Source organism: Rhodoferax bucti, from assembly GCF_005876985.1.
GTDB classification, from domain to species: domain Bacteria; phylum Pseudomonadota; class Gammaproteobacteria; order Burkholderiales; family Burkholderiaceae_C; genus Allorhodoferax; species Allorhodoferax bucti.
In genome coordinates, this window is the sequence record NZ_VAHD01000003.1 from 270305 (window position 1) to 286164 (window position 15860).

Annotated in this window: 12 protein-coding genes; 4 read left to right on the forward strand and 8 right to left on the reverse strand. The window is 61.7% G+C overall.

Annotated elements, in window-relative coordinates; translation table 11 throughout:
• The first annotated feature begins 64 nt into the window (after positions 1-64).
• Positions 65-688, forward strand: a complete 624-nt coding sequence (locus tag FDM28_RS12305; RefSeq protein ID WP_138515497.1) for a hypothetical protein — start codon at positions 65-67, stop codon at positions 686-688.
• Positions 689-705: 17 nt separating this feature from the next.
• Here the strand turns inward: FDM28_RS12305 and hrpA are convergent, their stop codons facing one another.
• Entirely contained in the window at positions 706-4953 is a 4248-nt protein-coding gene (hrpA, locus tag FDM28_RS17970; protein ID WP_420853026.1) for an ATP-dependent RNA helicase HrpA, read from the reverse strand.
• 141 nt (positions 4954-5094) lie between these two features.
• Between hrpA and argA the strand changes: the two genes are divergently transcribed.
• Positions 5095-6444: an amino-acid N-acetyltransferase gene (argA, locus tag FDM28_RS12320; protein WP_138515499.1), complete on the forward strand. Its 1350-nt coding sequence runs from the start codon at positions 5095-5097 to the stop codon at positions 6442-6444.
• Between the two features lie 47 nt (positions 6445-6491).
• On the opposite strand, the gene FDM28_RS12325 is transcribed toward argA, so the two are convergent.
• Entirely contained in the window at positions 6492-6983 is a 492-nt protein-coding gene (locus tag FDM28_RS12325; RefSeq protein WP_138516283.1) for a disulfide bond formation protein B, read from the reverse strand.
• A 178-nt stretch (positions 6984-7161) separates the two neighbouring features.
• Between FDM28_RS12325 and FDM28_RS12330 the strand changes: the two genes are divergently transcribed.
• A complete protein-coding gene (locus FDM28_RS12330) occupies positions 7162-7434 on the forward strand; it encodes an oxidative damage protection protein (RefSeq protein ID WP_087493783.1) in 273 nt (90 codons plus the stop codon).
• Between the two features lies 1 nt (position 7435).
• Positions 7436-9178: an FAD-dependent oxidoreductase gene (locus FDM28_RS12335; protein ID WP_170211740.1), complete on the forward strand. Its 1743-nt coding sequence runs from the start codon at positions 7436-7438 to the stop codon at positions 9176-9178.
• Positions 9179-9211: 33 nt separating this feature from the next.
• Here the strand turns inward: FDM28_RS12335 and FDM28_RS12340 are convergent, their stop codons facing one another.
• The 6 genes from FDM28_RS12340 to FDM28_RS12365 all read right to left on the reverse strand — a co-directional run bounded on the left by FDM28_RS12340 (position 9212) and on the right by FDM28_RS12365 (position 15859).
• Positions 9212-9952: a hypothetical protein gene (locus tag FDM28_RS12340; RefSeq protein ID WP_138515502.1), complete on the reverse strand. Its 741-nt coding sequence runs from the start codon at positions 9950-9952 to the stop codon at positions 9212-9214.
• 24 nt (positions 9953-9976) lie between these two features.
• Positions 9977-10945, reverse strand: coding sequence for an ABC transporter permease (locus FDM28_RS12345; RefSeq protein WP_138515504.1), 969 nt, complete (start codon positions 10943-10945; stop codon positions 9977-9979).
• Positions 10938-12056 carry an ABC transporter permease gene (locus tag FDM28_RS12350; RefSeq protein WP_138515506.1) on the reverse strand — a complete coding sequence of 373 codons (1119 nt, stop codon included), beginning with the start codon at positions 12054-12056 and terminating at the stop codon, positions 10938-10940. Before FDM28_RS12350 ends, FDM28_RS12345 begins: the two co-directional genes overlap by 8 nt.
• Positions 12053-13555 carry an ABC transporter ATP-binding protein gene (locus tag FDM28_RS12355; protein WP_240791994.1) on the reverse strand — a complete coding sequence of 501 codons (1503 nt, stop codon included), beginning with the start codon at positions 13553-13555 and terminating at the stop codon, positions 12053-12055. The genes FDM28_RS12350 and FDM28_RS12355 overlap by 4 nt, the downstream gene beginning before the upstream one ends.
• Positions 13556-13734: 179 nt before the next feature.
• On the reverse strand, positions 13735-14718 hold the full coding sequence (locus tag FDM28_RS12360; RefSeq protein WP_138515510.1) for a BMP family lipoprotein: 984 nt from the start codon (positions 14716-14718) through the stop codon (positions 13735-13737).
• A gap of 211 nt (positions 14719-14929) precedes the next feature.
• On the reverse strand, positions 14930-15859 hold the full coding sequence (locus FDM28_RS12365; protein WP_420853027.1) for a pseudouridine-5'-phosphate glycosidase: 930 nt from the start codon (positions 15857-15859) through the stop codon (positions 14930-14932).
• Position 15860 lies beyond the last annotated feature (1 nt).

Here is a 15860-nt window from a genome sequence, read left to right on the forward strand (position 1 = left end):
ACCACCGCCTTCACCGATTTGTCACTTGGCATGGTTGTAATCCGACCTTCGTTGGAGATAGACCATGCAACTACTCAAAACCGACAAAGCACGGGCCGAATTGCAGGGTGGTAGCCGCACGCTGGGGCAGCGGGAGCGCACCATGCTCATCCTTGCCGATGGCAAAAACACCTTGCAGACGATCGACCACCTGTTCAACGGCCAAGCCCAGCAACTGGCCAGGCAGCTCATCGATACCGGCTACCTGGTCGGCCTGGACTTGAGCCGCCCCATCACGCTGCGCGAGCCGCTTGCACCTGCGCGCCACGAGGTGCGTGCGCCCGCCAGCAGCCAGGAGGCCACGCGGAAAACGGAAGCCGGTAGCAAACTCAAACCACCCGCTGAGAGCGCGCCCACGTTGACCGCGACGGTGGAGCCCGCGCCCCCCGTGGCCGCTGACAACTTCGAGGGCAAGCGCTCGCTGGCGACCACGCGCATGTTTTTGTTCGATATTTGCGAGCGCATGTTTGTGCGCCGCGACCCGGCGCGCGCCGAAGCGTTCCGCGAAGCACTGCGCAACGCCAAAGACCGCGAATCCATGCTGGCTGCAGCGCGCGACATGATCAGCGCCGTGGAAGAAATTGCCGGCCACGAGCGGGCGGACTCCATCAGCGAGCGCATTGCCATGCTGCTACCGCCCGAGGGCTGAGCTCTCAGGGAAGACAGCTAGCTCTGGATCTGCGCCCAGGCCTTGTCCAGCCGCTTCACACTCACCGGCTGGGGCGTGCGCAGCTCTTGGGCAAAGAAGCTGACGCGCAATTCTTCGAGCAACCAGCGGAACTCCTGCATGCGCTCATCGACCGCGCCTTTGCGCTCCGCCACCAGCCGCCAGTAGCGTTGCTCTTGCGGGCGCAGTTCGGTCAGGCGGGCAGCATCGCGGGCCGGGTCGGCACGGTATTTGTCCAGCCGCAGCGTGATGGCCTTGAGGTAGCGAGCCAGGTGTTGCAAGCGATCCCAGGGCGTGGCCTGCAAAAACTTCTTGGGAATCAGGCGGTTGATCTGCTGCTGGGCGTCACTCGTGGCATCCGGCGCGTTTTTGGTGTCCTTGATCTTGCGAGCAGCGGTGGCGTACTCCAGCAGGATCACACTCGCCATGCGGGCCACTTCGTTGGCGATCAGCGTCAGGCGCCCCCGCCCTTCTTCAATCCGCCGTTTGAAGGCGAATTCGTCGGTGGGCAGCGGGTCTAACAGGAAGGCTCGGTCCAGCGCCACCGCGATGATTTGCTCACGCAGCTCTTCCACGGTACCTCCGCCGCTTCCGTTGTCGGCCTTGCCCACGTTCATGTAGCTCACCGCCATTTTTTGCAGGTCCGGGATGTTCTTCTCGAGGTACTTGAGTGCGTCCTTGATCTGGATGGCAAACAGGCGGCGCAGGCCGGCGCGGTGTTTGGCGGCAGCTACTTCGGGTTCGTCAAACACTTCGACCGTGACCGAGTCTCCGGCATCTATGAGTGCTGGGAAGCCGATCAACGTTTGGCCGCCCTTGCGGATTTCCAGCAACTCGGGCAGCTCGCCGAAGGTCCAGGCGGTAAAGCGGCTATCGAGGATGCTTGGGGCGCTGTTTTTGGGCGTGTTGGCATTTGCTACGTTTTTTGTAGCTGCTTGCGCATTGTTGGCGGGCGCTGGGGCGCGGAATGACTGGGCGTTCTGCTCCGTGTCCTCCGACCGCTGCGCGGTCTCCCCCTTAACCTGCGCAGAACGCCCAGTCATCCCGCTTGCTCTAGCGCTGCTCTGTTCCTGGCTCGCAGTCTGGTTTTGGGCCAGCTTCAAGCTGGCTAGCGCTTGGAAGGCACCGCGGGCTTGGCTGCCGAGCTCGGCTTTCAATGCACCCAGGTTGCGGCCATGGCCCAACTGGCGGCCGTGTTCATCGACCACGCGGAAGTTCATGAAGAAGTGCGGGCTGAGCATGTCGACCTTGATGTCGGCTTTCACAATGTCCAGCGACGTGGCTTCCCGCACCAGCTTGAGCACGGCTTCCACCAAGCCGCCAGTACCAAACTTCTCTGGCGCATTCAGGACTTCGGCGAACTTGGACGCAGTGTCGGGCAGCGGCACCAGGCGGCTGCGCGGGCGCTGGTGCAGGGTCTTCAGCAGGGCCTGCACCTTGTCCTTGAGCATGCCGGGCACCAACCATTCGCAGCGCTCGTCGTTCACCTGGTTCAGCACAAACAAGGGCACGGTCACGGTCAGGCCGTCGCGGGCATCGCCGGGTTCATGGAGGTAAGTTGCAGCACAGTCCACGCCACCCAAACGGATGGTTTTGGGGAACGACGCAGTCGTAATGCCTGCCGCCTCGTGGCGCATGAGCTCTTCGCGGGTCAGGCGAAGCAGCTTGCACGCATGAAGCTGGGTTGGCAGAGCGTTCTGCGCAGGTAAAGGAGGAGAGCCCGCAGGGCTCGGGGGACACGGAGCAGAGCGCTCTGCCAATCCAGCGCCCTCGTAGTACTGCGGCTTTTTGCTTTCCTCGCGGTACCAGCGCTCCAGGCTGTAGCCGCTGCACACATCGGCGGGCAATTGCTGGTCGTAAAAGGCGTAGATCAGCTCGTCATCTACCAGCACGTCCTGGCGGCGGGCTTTGTGCTCCAGTTCTTCGACTTGTTTGATGAGCTTGTGATTGGCGGCCAGAAAGGGCAGCGTGGTTTCCCATTCTTTGCCGACCAGCGCTTCACGGATGAAGATTTCCCGCGCGCCGGCCATGTCCACACGGCTGTAGTTCACGCGCCGGCCGCTGTAGACCACGATGCCGTAGAGCGTGGCCCGCTCCAGCGCCACGACCTCGGCGGCTTTCTTTTCCCAATGCGGGTCCAGCAGCTGTTTCTTGAGCAGATGGCCGCCTACTTGCTCTAGCCATTGGGGCTCTATGGCGGCGATGCCGCGGCCGAACAGGCGCGTGGTTTCCACTAGCTCGCTTGCGACGATCCATTTGCCCGGTTTTTTGGTCAGGTGGGCGCCGGGGTGGGCAAAAAACTTGATGCTGCGTGCGCCCAGATATTCACCGTTTTGGCCTTCTTCGAGCTTGCAGCCCACGTTGCCCAGCAGGCCGGACAGCATGGACAGGTGCAGCTGCTCATAGCTGGCGGGCTTGGTATTCAGGCGCCATTTGTGTTCGGCCACTACGGTGTGGAGTTGGGTGTAAATGTCTTTCCACTCGCGCACGCGGCGGATGTTGACGAAGTTTTGGCGCAGGAGTTGTTCGTATTGGCGGTTGCTTAACTTGTGCGTATTTGCGCTCGCTGGTAGTTGGGGGCGGCGCACGCTCTGCTCCGTGTCCCCCGCCCGCTGCGCGGGCTCCTCCTTGACCTGCGCAGAACGTGCGCCGCCCCCAACTCCCGGGGCGGCGGGTGAGGCGCCGCCACGTGCGTCGTGAATCCACTTCCATAGCTTCAGGTAGCCAGTGAACTCGCTCTTTTCATCGTCAAACTTTTGATGCGCTTGGTCCGCCTGTTGCTGGGCCTCCATGGGTCGGTCACGGACGTCTTGCACGCTCAAGGCGCTGGCAATCACCAGCGCTTCGTCCAAGGCCTCGCGGCCACGGGCTTCCAGCAGCATGCGGCCTACGCGCGGATCCAATGGGAGGCGGCTGAGTTCCTGGCCCAAAGGCGTCAGTTCATTCGCATCGTCCACGGCCCCCAACTCATTGAGCAGCTGGTAACCATCGGCAATGGCACGGCCGCTGGGGCGCTCCAAAAACGGGAAATCTTCCACGATGCCCAGATGCAGCGACTTCATGCGCAGGATGACGCCTGCCAGCGAGGACCTCAATATTTCCGGGTCGGTAAAGCGCGGGCGACCGTCAAAGTCTTTTTGGTCGTACAGGCGTATGCAGATACCGTTGGCCACGCGCCCGCAACGGCCGGCGCGCTGGTTGGCTGCTGCCTGGCTGATGGGCTCTACCAGCAGCTGCTCCACTTTGCTGCGGAAACTGTAGCGCTTCACGCGTGCTGTACCTGCGTCAATGACGTATCGGGTGCCTGGCACCGTAAGCGAGGTTTCCGCCACGTTGGTGGCCAGTACGATGCGACGGCCGGTGTGGCCGTCAAAAATGCGGTCCTGTTCCGCCGGGCTCAGGCGGGCAAACAGGGGCAGCACTTCGGCATTGCGCATGACCGGCTGGTGGCTCAAGTGTTTACGCAGGTGGTCGGCTGCCTCGCGGATTTCGCGCTCGCCGGGCAGAAAGACCAGGATGTCGCCTTGGTTATGCGGGTCGCGCCACAGCTCATCCACCCCATCGGCAATGGCGTTGTTCAGGTCGTACTCGCGGCTTTCTTCAAACGGGCGGTAGCGCTGCTCCACCGGGAACATGCGGCCGGACACAAAAATCACCGGCGCTGGCGTCAAAGGCCCCCAGGCTCCGCCGCTTTGCGGGTCGCTGCCCCCCGAGGGGGCGTCGCCCGGCTTGGGGCGGCCCAGCGCCGGTCGGCTCGCAAAATGATCCGCAAAGCGCTGCGCATCGATCGTGGCCGAGGTGACGATGATCTTCAGGTCCGGGCGGCGCGGCAGGATCTGGCGCAGGTAACCCAGTAAGAAGTCGATGTTGAGCGAGCGCTCATGCGCCTCGTCGATGATGATGGTGTCGTAGGCGTTGAGTAGCGGGTCGGTCTGCGTCTCGGCCAGCAAAATACCGTCCGTCATCAGCTTGACCGAAGCGTCTTTGCCCAGCCGGTCGTTAAAGCGCACCTTGTAGCCCACTACATCGCCCAGTGGCGTTTTCAGCTCTTCGGCAATGCGCTTGGCCACGCTGCTGGCCGCAATGCGGCGGGGCTGGGTGTGGCCGATGAGCTTGCCGCGCTGGCCCGCCGGGTAATTCAACTTGCCGCGGCCCATGGCGAGCGCGATTTTGGGCAGCTGGGTGGTCTTGCCCGAGCCGGTTTCCCCGCAGACGATGACCACTTGGTGCGCCGCAATGGCGTCCATGATTTCGTCGCGTTTGCCCGACACCGGGAGCGACTCTGGGAATTCGATTTGCAAGGGGCTGGCAGTCAAGGCGTGGTCTTCGTAGAGAATTGCGGATTATCCCAGTCCTGACAAACCCTTACCGGCCTCCCCCGCCCCTCAATGACTTCTGTCTTCAACTTCACCTTTGTGCCCTGGTTCCGTTCGGTTGCGCCGTACATCCACAAGTTCCGCAACCAGACCTTTGTGGTGGGCATTGCCGGTGAAGCAATTGCGGCGGGCAAGCTGCCGCACTTGGCCCAGGACCTGGCCATGATCCAGAGCATGGGCGTGAAGATTGTGCTGGTGCACGGCTTCCGGCCGCAGGTCAATGAGCAGCTATTGGCCAAGGGCCACACCCCCAAATACAGCCACGGTATCCGCATCACCGACGAAGTGGCGCTGGACTGCGCGCAAGAGGCTGCCGGCCAGCTGCGTTACGAAATTGAGGCCGCTTTCAGCCAAGGGCTGCCCAACACGCCCATGGCGGACTCCACGGTACGGGTGATTTCGGGCAACTTCATCACCGCGCGCCCGGTGGGCATTGTGGATGGCGTGGACTTCCAGCACAGCGGTCTGGTGCGCAAGGTGGACATTGCCGGCATCACCAAAACCCTGGACATGGGCGCCATGGTGCTACTGTCCCCTTTCGGTTTTTCACCCACCGGCGAGGCCTTCAACCTGACCATGGAAGAAGTGGCGACCAGTGTGGCCACAGCCCTGCAGGCGGACAAGCTGATCTTTTTGACCGAGGTGCCCGGCATCCGCATGGACCCAACGCAGCCCGCCAGTGAAGACAACCCGATTGACACCGAGCTGCCGCTGGCTGCGGCTGAAAAACTGCTCAAGGAGCTACCAGCAGCCAACCAACCCACCGACGTTGCGTTCTACCTGCAGCACTGTGTCAAGGCGTGCAAAAACGGCGTGGAGCGCAGCCACATCATCCCGTTTGCGGTGGATGGCGCGATCCTGCTGGAGGTGTATGTGCACGACGGTATCGGCACCATGGTGGTGGACGAAAAGCTCGAAGAGCTGCGTGAAGCCACCGAGGAAGACGTGGGCGGCATCCTGCAACTGATTGAGCCCTTTGAGAAAGATGGCACGCTGGTCAAGCGCAGCCGCACCGAAATCGAGCGGGACGCCGGCAACTACACCATCATCGAGCACGACGGCGTCATCTTTGCCTGCGCAGCGCTCTACCCCTACCCGGAAGCCAAAACGGCCGAAATGGCAGCCCTCACCGTGTCACCCGATGTGCAAGGCCAGGGCGACGGCGAGCGCGTATTGAAGCGCGTGGAGCAACGCGCCAAGGCAGCCGGGCTGGACAGCATTTTTGTGCTGACCACACGGACCATGCACTGGTTCATCAAGCGCGGTTTTGTGCAGGTGGACCCGGACTGGCTGCCGGAAGCCCGCAAGCGCAAATACAACTGGGACCGCAAGAGTCAAGTGCTGGTCAAGAAGCTGAGCTGAGGGCGTCTGGGCTCATTGCCGGCCGCTAGCGCGGCCGGATTCCCGAGTCAGCGCATGCGGGCGCTGCGCCAGACCATGAGGCTGCCAAACACGGCAAAGGCACTGAAGCACACGAAGGACCAATTGGCAATCGTGCCGCCCAGGAAGGTCCAATCCACCTTGCTGCAGTCGCCCCCACCCCGGAAGATCATGGGCAATGCGCGCTTGAGGGGGAAGGTTTCGATCATGCCGTAGAGGTCACGGCCACAGGACACTACTTCGGGCGGGTACCACTGCAACCAACTCTGGCGGGCCGCCACATAAGCACCAGCAACGGCGAGTACAACCATGAGAGCCCCACCTGTGATATGCAAGCCTTTTCGGCTGCTAGCGCCCGTCAACGCTGCGCAAGCAGCTACCAAAATGAGAGCATATCGCTGCACGATGCACATGGGGCATGGCTCCAGGCCGACCACATGTTGCAGATATAGACCAAACACCAGCATGGCCACACAGGCCAGTGCCACCATCCCGAACGCGCGGCGGGGCGCGTTGTCCATCCAGCTGAAAACCAAATTCAAAATTGTGTCCTTGTGGGTTGAGCCCAGCCCGCTGCGGGCACGGGCCTTGTACATTTTGGTGCCATCTTAGGCGCTGAAGTTCCCGCAATCGCCGTGGGTGAGTTCAAAGCGAATAAGATTCGGCCTTTCGTTTTCACACCATCGATGAGGTTTCCCCATGGCACGCACCGTTAACTGTATCAAGCTGGGCAAAGAGGCTGAAGGCCTGGATTTTGCGCCCTACCCCGGTGAGCTGGGCAAACGCATCTGGGAAAGCGTGAGCAAAGAAGCCTGGGCGGCCTGGCTCAAGCACCAGACCATGCTGGTCAATGAAAACCGCCTGAACTTGGCCGATGCCCGCGCTCGCCAGTACCTTGCCCGCCAAATGGAAAACCACTTTTTCGGCGACGGTGCCGACGCTGCACAAGGCTACGTTCCCCCCAGCGCCTGAGGTGCAAGCACCCGCGGAGCTCACCGCATGGGCCGGCCAGCGGGCATGGACCGTGCTGGACACCCGGTTCGACGCAGGCCAGCGCTTCATGGCCGTGTGGCAGACCTGGCGCAATGACCCACAGCGCCCCACCCTGCTGCATTACGTGGGTCACATTACCGAAACCGATTACGCGCACGCCTTCAGCACCACTGCGCCAGCCCACGCGCCGAGCGCGGACGAGGCCATGCACTACGCCGTCCTGCACGCGGCAGCGGCACAACGCGCACCCGGCATTCACCGCTTGCTGCTGAGCGAAGGGCAGGTCTCGCTCACACTGTGCATTGGCGAGAGCAGCTCTTTTTTAAGCGACCACCGCTTGTATGCGAACACGGTGTGGTTCGAGGCGCAAGACCGCCTCTGGGACAAATGGAGCGCCCGCGCCCTGGCCCGCGTATGCGCCCGCGGCGCAAGCCTTGTCGCACAGCTCCCGCCCGGCCCCCATGCGCAGTGGCTGGGGGAAGCGGGCTTTGTCAACGTACAGGTTAATGCCAGGGGCACAAGGCTGCGGGCGACCTTCGACCCGGCATGGTCTTTGGGGGCCAAGGAGCCGCCAGTGCCTCTTGACCCGGGGCGTACACCGCACTGCTGCGTGGTGGGAGCGGGCTTGTCCGGGGCCAGTGTGGCCTATGCCTTGGCACGCCGAGGTTGGCGAGTGACGGTGTTGGAGCGTGCTGCCCGCGCCGCCGCCGGCGCCTCCGGCTTGCCGGTGGGTTTGGTGGTACCCCACATTTCTGCAGACGACAGCCCGCGCTCACGCCTCTCGCGCGTGGGGGCACGTTTGATGCTGCAACACGCTGCGAGCTTGCTAACCGAGGGCGAACAATGGGGGTTGAGCGGTGTGCACGAGCACCGCATGGGGGATGGCCCCGACCGCATGCATACCCAGGCGGGATGGGTGAAACCCCGCGCGCTGATTGAGGCATGGCTCGCTCACGAGCGCATTACCGTGCGCCACCATGCAGAGGTGCACCAAATCACCCGCGATGGCGACACCTGGGCGCTGACCGACGCTGCAGGCGTGACCTTGGCCGCAGCAGACACAGTCGTATTCGCGCAGGCCTATGGCGTGCGCGCCCTGCTAAACGCAGAAACCCTGGCGCCGCACCGCGCCACCACTTTGCCCTTGACCCTGGGCGACCTCCAAGCGGTACACGGCACGGCCACCCTGGGAAATGCGCCCGAGGGGGCTGCAGGGCCTGCCTGGGCTATGCCCCATAACGGGCACGGCTGCTTCATCCCCATGCCGGACTCCGGCGCGGGTATGGGGTGGCTGGCTGGCTCCAGTTTTGAGCCGGATGCGGAACCCACGGCTGCTTCGCTCCAAGCACACCACTTGGCACCGGTTGGTGCCCAACACGCCGGCAACTTGCAGCGGCTGGAGCAGCTTTTGCCCGAGGCCGCCCATGCGCTAGCACCACAGTTTCAGGCGGGCACCGTGCAAAGCTGGTCCGGCACACGCTGCGTTACGCACGACCGCCTGCCACTGGCCGGGCCGGTAGACGCAGAGGGGCGCAATGGCTTGTGGATGCATGCCGGCATGGGTGCGCGGGGTTTGACGTTTTCTGCCCTCGGGGCCGAGTTGATTGCAGCACGCCTGTGCCATGAGCCGTGGCCTGTGGAAACCAGCCTGGCACGGTCCATGGATGCCCAGCGCCTGCGCAAGCGCCGCACGTTGCGGGAAGCAGAGTCAGACAGCAATTAGCGTGGTGCCCGCGAGAGCCACGCATGTAACGCACTAGACCCGCTGCAATGCCGCAATCACCTGCTGGGGGTTGAAAGGCACCTCCAGCAAGGCGGCACAGCCCATGCTCTCCGACAAACGCTGGGCCCGGAAATCCGGGGCGGGCATCACGCCCAGCACGGTGTCGGGCGGGGACGGCAAATCCTGCAAATACTTGGCATGGCGCCACGGGTCTTGGGTCGCCGGGTCTACGTAGACCACGGCCAAGGCGTAGTCGCGGGCGGCCAGTTTGTCGCTACATTGCGCCAGAGTTTGCACTTCATCCACCAACAGCACACCCGCCAGCGACAAACGGGCGCGCAGGTAATACGCACTCTCCAGCGGAATACCCACCAGCAATGCAGTGCGCAGCCCGGGTGGCGATGTGAGCGCAGCCGGCGAGGTGTCGGCAAACAAGTCGATGTCCACCTCCGGGTGGCTGGCAAAGAGCTCGTCCAGCATCTGCACCATACCCGCCCAATCTACCGGCCGCTGCACCGCCCGCCAGGCTCCCAAAGGGGCGGAGTCACCCACTGCAATCATCTTCAAATGCGGGTTGAACCCGGGCGAGACCAAGTCCAGCCCGGCCTCGTAGCTGTCCACATCGATCACCGCCACGTTGGGGGATGCCGCGTCGTCCGGCGTCCACAGCACATAGTTCGGCCCGTCGGGGCGGGAGACGCGGAAAATGGTGTTCAGCGAGTGCCGCTCGGCATCGCTAAAACCCACCACTTTGACCCATACCGTGATTGCCATGTGAACCGTGAAACCTGTAGGGCCTCAACGCTCCTTGGAGTAAGGGCGACCGAGCGCCTGGGGAGCCACGGCCTTGCCGATAAAGCCGGCCAGCAACACCACCGTCAGCACATAAGGCAGCGCTTGGATGAACTGCACCGGCACCTCACCAAAGCCGCTGATCTGCACGCCCTGCAAACGGATAGCCGCCGCGTCCAGGAAGCCGAAGAGCAAACAGGCCCACAAGGCGCCGACCGGATGCCAGCGACCAAAAATCAAAGCGGCCAGCGCCATAAAGCCACGGCCGGCCGTCATATTGGCTGAAAAATTGGCACTTTGCGCGAGCACCAAGTAGCCACCCGCGAGGCCACACAACACGCCGTTGATGGTCAAAGCGGCATAACGCAAGCCCGTAACCGAGACCCCGGCGGCATCCACCATCTGCGGGTTCTCGCCCACCGCCCGCAAGCGCAGACCAAAGCGGGTGCGAAAGAGCAACCACCAGGACGCCGGCACCAGCGCGAGGGCGAGGTACACCAAAGCGTTATGGCTTAGCAAGCCCTCCCCCACGACACGCCCGACCAGCGGAATACTGCTCATCGCGTCCTGCAGACCAGGAAACAGGGCCTTGATACGCACCTCTGTTGTCACCGGCGGCGTTTGCCCGCCCTGGGCGAACCAGGCGATGCCCAGCACCACCGTCATACCCGCCGCGATGATGTTGATGGCCACACCCGAGACCACCTGATCGCCCTTATGGCTGACACAGGCCAACCCGTGCATCCAAGACAAGGCCACCGCCACCAGCACACCGAGACACAAGGCGAGCGTCGTGGATTGGTAGGCTGCCCCGGCCGCGCCAGCTGCGAATGCGGCAAACAGCATCTTGCCCTCCAGACCGATATCCACCACGCCGGAGCGCTCAGAAAATAAGCCCGCCAGCGCACACAAAATCAAGGGGGTGGATACCCGCAAGGTAGAGGCCAGCATGGCTGCGAACAAGGCTTCATCCATGTTGCACCCCCGACTTCAAGCCCCACGACAGCACACGGGCCAAAAGCGGTGCAATCACGTACACCATGGCGCCCGAAAACAACACGATAAAGCCCTGCAACATCACCACCATCTCCCGGCTGAAACCTGGTACCTCAAACGCCACCTCCGCACCGCCCTGGAAAAGGGCGCCAAACAGCACGCTGGCAACAATAATGCCTACCGGGTGATTGCGCCCCATGAGTGCCACGGCAATACCGGTAAAGCCCGCGCCGCTCACAAACTCCAGCAGCAGCTTGCCGTTGACACCGGCGATTTCATTCATACCCACCATACCCGCCAAGGCGCCCGAAATGGCCATGGCGATCACAATCTGATGGCGCACATTGATGCCTGCATACTCTGCGGCGCTCTGGCTGGAGCCCACCGCACGCAAGCGGTATCCAGCCCGCGTGCGCCACAAAAACAAGTAGACCGCCAGTGACGCCAGGAGCGCCAACAGCACACTCAGGTTCAGGGGGGAAGCATCCCACTCCACCCCCAGCGAGGCCAATACTTCATGCACGCCCGGTAACTTGGCAGACGCAGCGAAGGCCGCACTTTCCACGGACATAGACCCGGCCGGACGCAGCACGTTCACCAACAAATACACCAGCAAACTGCTGGCGATGAAATTGAACATGATGGTCGTAATCACCACATGGCTGCCCCGGTAGGCTTGCAAATAGGCCGGCACCGCAGCCCAAGCGGCACCGAACAAAGCCCCACTCAACAACATCAAAGGCAACATAGCCCATGCCGGCAGGCTGTGGGACAACCACAAGGCCATCAAGCCAGTGCCCAGACCACCCAAAATGGCTTGCCCTTCTCCACCGATGTTGAACAGTCCGCCATGAAAGGCAACAGCCACCGCCAACCCAGTAAAGATAAAAGTGGTGGCGTAGTACAGCGTATAGCTGATGCCCCGCTGGCTGCCAAAGGCCCCTTGAACGAGTACAGAGAGCACCTCGGCCGGATCTTGCCCCACAAGGGCTACCACGCCGGCCGCTGCGAGTAAGGCCACCGCCAGGCAGACCACGGGCAACAGCACTAGGTCGGCCCATCGTGGCAAGGAGTAACTGGTGGCGCTCATTGCGGGCCTCCCGTCATCAAAAGGCCAATACCTGCTTCGGTGCAGTCTTCAATGGCCAACTCACCGGTTACACGCCCTTGGTTCATCACAATCACCCGATCTGAGAGTGCCAAAATTTCATCCAATTCGCTGGATACCACCAGCACCGCACAACCTGCATCGCGCATGGCCCGGAGCTGGGAGTAAATGAATTCAATCGCGCCAATGTCCACCCCCCGGGTAGGCTGCCCCACCAGCAGCACCTTGGGCGCCTGCCCCAACTCGCGCGCCAGCACCAGCTTTTGCTGATTGCCGCCCGAAAACTTGCTGCTCTTAAGCTCAGGATCACGTGGGCGCACGTCAAAACGCTCCATCAACGCCGCTGTCGCTTGGCGCATACCGCGGTGCGACATCCAGCCTGCGCGAGAGTAGGCGGGCAAATTGTCGTAGCCCAACACTGCGGATTCCCAGGCCACAAAATCCATCACCATCGCGCGGGCGTGGCGGTCTTCAGGTACATGCGCCAAGCCCAGTTCACGGGCCTTTTGCGGGTCCAACCACACCGGGGCCGCAAAGCTTGCAGAGCCCAGGCGCAGGGTCCCAGAGTCTGGAGTAAGCAATCCGGACAAGACATCCAGCAACTCGCTTTGTCCGTTACCGGAGACACCCGCCACACCCACGATCTCGCCAGCGCTCAAATCCAGGTTCAATCCATGCAGGCGCACGACCTGCAAGGCGTCTTTCACGACCACATCACGCACCGACAACAGGGTATCGCCTGCCCTGAGCACCTCGCCTTCGATGCGGCCCATGTGCACCTTGCGGCCCACCATGGCTTCGGCCAAACCTTCCACCGAGGCTTGCGCAATCGGCAATTCCTGCACTACCCGGCCACCGCGCATGACGGTAACGTGGTCACACAAGCCCATGACTTCTTTGAGCTTGTGGGTAATCAACAAAATCGTCGTCCCCTGGCCGCGCAGCACCCGCAGCACCTTGAACAGGTGCTCGGTTTCCTGGGGAGTCAGCACCGCAGTGGGTTCATCCAAAATCAAAATTTTGGCGCCACGGTACAAGGCTTTGAGAATTTCGAGGCGCTGGCGGTCGCCAACCGGCAAGTCGCTGACCAGCGCGTCCAGCTGCACTTGCAGACCCGTGGCCTGCATGAGCGTATCCAGCTTGGCGCGCACCCGGGCATCCGCCTTGTGCAACAGCCAGTGCGGCTCGGCACCCAGCATCACATTTTCCAGCGCCGTCAAGGTGTCGACCAGCATAAAGTGCTGGTGCACCATGCCAATGCCTTGCGCAATCGCATCATCTGCATTGCGAATCATGACCCGCTGGCCTTGCACCTCAATCACGCCACTGTCGGCTTGGTAGAAGCCATACAGAATGGACATCAAGGTACTTTTACCCGCACCGTTTTCTCCCACGATACCGTGCACCGTACCGGCGGCGACGCGCAAATCCACCTCTGCATTGGCGGCCACTGCGCCGAAGCGCTTATGGATACCTTGCATATAAATCGCCGGGGGGGGCGTGGTTCGCGGTGTTGTGCTCTCTGAACTCAAATCCTGCTCCTCAAGGGGCTCTTGCATTGAAGCGAAAAGCCCACGGTACGTATCAGCACCGCGGGCTTTCAAACCAAGCTGGACCAACGCTCAGCGACACGCAGGCCGCTGAACATCTATCCGTTGGATTACAGTTTGCAGGCGTTGTCTGCCATGAAATCTGCGACCTTGATCTTGCCGCTGATGATGTCAGCCTTGGCAGCTTCCACCTTCTTTTTGATATCAGGAGTGATCAACTTGGCGTTGTTGGCATCCACTGCGTAATCCACGCCGCCTTCTTTCAAGCCCAACACGGTCAAGCCTGCTTTGTGGCCCTTGGCCACGTTGTACACCGCAGTATCCACACGCTTGAGCATAGAGGTAAGCATCGTGCCTGGCTGCAGATGGTTCTGGTTGCTGTCCACACCGATGGCCAGCTTGCCGCTGTCCTTGGCGGCTTGGTACACGCCGATACCGGTGCCGCCGGCGGCGGCAAACACCACGTCCACACCTTGGGAGAACTGGGCCTTGGCCAACTCGCCGCCGCGTGCGGGGTCGTTCCAAGCTGCACCGGTGGTACCAGTCATGTTGCCCACAACCTCCGCCTTGGGGTTGGCGAACAGGGCACCCTGCTTGTAGCCGCATTCAAACTTGCGAATCAAGGGAATATCCATGCCGCCCACAAAGCCGACTTTGCCGGACTTGCTAGACAAGGCTGCAATCGTGCCCACCAGGAAGCTGCCTTCCTGCTCTTTGAACACCACGGACTGCACGTTCGGCAGGTCTACAACCATGTCGATGATGGCGAATTGCAGCTTGGGGAATTCCTTGGCCACTTTTTCAATGCTGGAAGCCTGGCCGAAACCGATACCGATGATGGGGCTGGCACCACGCTCTGCCATGCGGCGGATAGCCTGCTCGCGCTGGGATTCGTTGGTGATTTCGAACGACAGGTATTTCTTGCCGGTTTCTTTCTTCCACTTTTCGATACCGTTGTAGGCCGCTTCGTTGAAAGACTTGTCGAACTTGCCGCCCATATCGAACACCACGGCAGGGTCTGCCGCGATAGCCTGGAAGCTTGCAGCCAAGGTAGCGGCCAACAGTGTCATGCGCACAGGAGATTTCACGTTCATAGTTTCTCTCAGTTCTTAATCAAGTTAAAAAAATCAGTTTGACCAACCATCCGGCGGCACGAATGCCGCCTTTTCTTACCCATTTGCTGCTTACCGCAGACAACGCCACACTGTAGTTCAAGAATCACAGTGGGTCCCAGTGTCCGCATCAGGGCTTCTCCGTATATAACTCAGTGCTTATACACGCCCTAACCCGCATCAAATACGTACTTCAAGCCGCCGTGCGGCGCGCGTCCAGCAAAGACTGACCAATTGCGCTGGCAAGTCGGGCATTGTTCAGCACCAATTGGATGTTGGACGCCAAACTATCCCCGCCCGTCAACTCACACACCCTTGCAAGCAAGAAAGGCGTGGACTCTTTTCCGCCCACGCCTTGGGCCTTAGCCTCCGCCAGGGCTTGTTCAATCGCGGTATCAATGGCATCACGCGGCATGGCAAATTCAGGAGGGATGGGGTTTGCAATTACCATGCCACCGTCCAAGCCCATGCTCCACTTCGCATGCAACACCCGGGCGATCTCGGCGGGGGTGTCCAAGCGGTAATCCACATGGAACGCACTGTCGCGCGTAAAGAAAGCAGGCAAGGCCGACGTCTGGTAGCCCACCACTGGCACGCCATGGGTTTCGAGGTACTCCAGGGTCAGGCGTAAATCCAGAATGGACTTGGCACCTGCACAAACCACCGCCACGGGGGTGCGCGCCAGCTCCTGCAGGTCGGCAGACACATCAAAGCTCTCCTGCGCACCGCGGTGTACGCCCCCGATGCCACCGGTCGCGAATACGCGAATGCCCGCCATCGCGGCAATGATCATGGTGGACGCTACCGTGGTAGCACCCGTCGCACCAGCGGCCACGATGAACGGAACATCGCGCCGGCTTACCTTGACCACCTCTCGGCCACTGCGACCCAATTGCTCAATGTCTGCCACCGACAAACCGGCTTTCAAACGCCCATTCACAATCGCAATCGTGGCTGGCACGGCACCATGCGCGCGCACCTCAGCCTCCACCTGCAGTGCCGTTTGCACATTCTGCGGATACGGCATGCCGTGCGAAATAATGGTGGACTCCAGCGCCACCACGGGCAAGCCGTTATCCAAGGCATGGCGCACTTCCGGTGCGATATCGAGATAGGGATTCAGG

Coding starts and splice junctions, on each gene's coding strand:
- FDM28_RS12305 (WP_138515497.1), top strand. CDS start 65: ATGCAACTACTCAAAACCGACAAAGCACGGGCCGAATTGCAGGGTGGT.
- hrpA (WP_420853026.1), bottom strand. CDS start 4,953: ATGGACGCCATTGCGGCGCACCAAGTGGTCATCGTCTGCGGGGAAACC.
- argA (WP_138515499.1), top strand. CDS start 5,095: ATGACTTCTGTCTTCAACTTCACCTTTGTGCCCTGGTTCCGTTCGGTT.
- FDM28_RS12325 (WP_138516283.1), bottom strand. CDS start 6,983: ATGGACAACGCGCCCCGCCGCGCGTTCGGGATGGTGGCACTGGCCTGT.
- FDM28_RS12330 (WP_087493783.1), top strand. CDS start 7,162: ATGGCACGCACCGTTAACTGTATCAAGCTGGGCAAAGAGGCTGAAGGC.
- FDM28_RS12340 (WP_138515502.1), bottom strand. CDS start 9,952: ATGGCAATCACGGTATGGGTCAAAGTGGTGGGTTTTAGCGATGCCGAG.
- FDM28_RS12345 (WP_138515504.1), bottom strand. CDS start 10,945: ATGGATGAAGCCTTGTTCGCAGCCATGCTGGCCTCTACCTTGCGGGTA.
- FDM28_RS12350 (WP_138515506.1), bottom strand. CDS start 12,056: ATGAGCGCCACCAGTTACTCCTTGCCACGATGGGCCGACCTAGTGCTG.
- FDM28_RS12355 (WP_240791994.1), bottom strand. CDS start 13,555: ATGCAAGGTATCCATAAGCGCTTCGGCGCAGTGGCCGCCAATGCAGAG.
- FDM28_RS12360 (WP_138515510.1), bottom strand. CDS start 14,718: ATGAACGTGAAATCTCCTGTGCGCATGACACTGTTGGCCGCTACCTTG.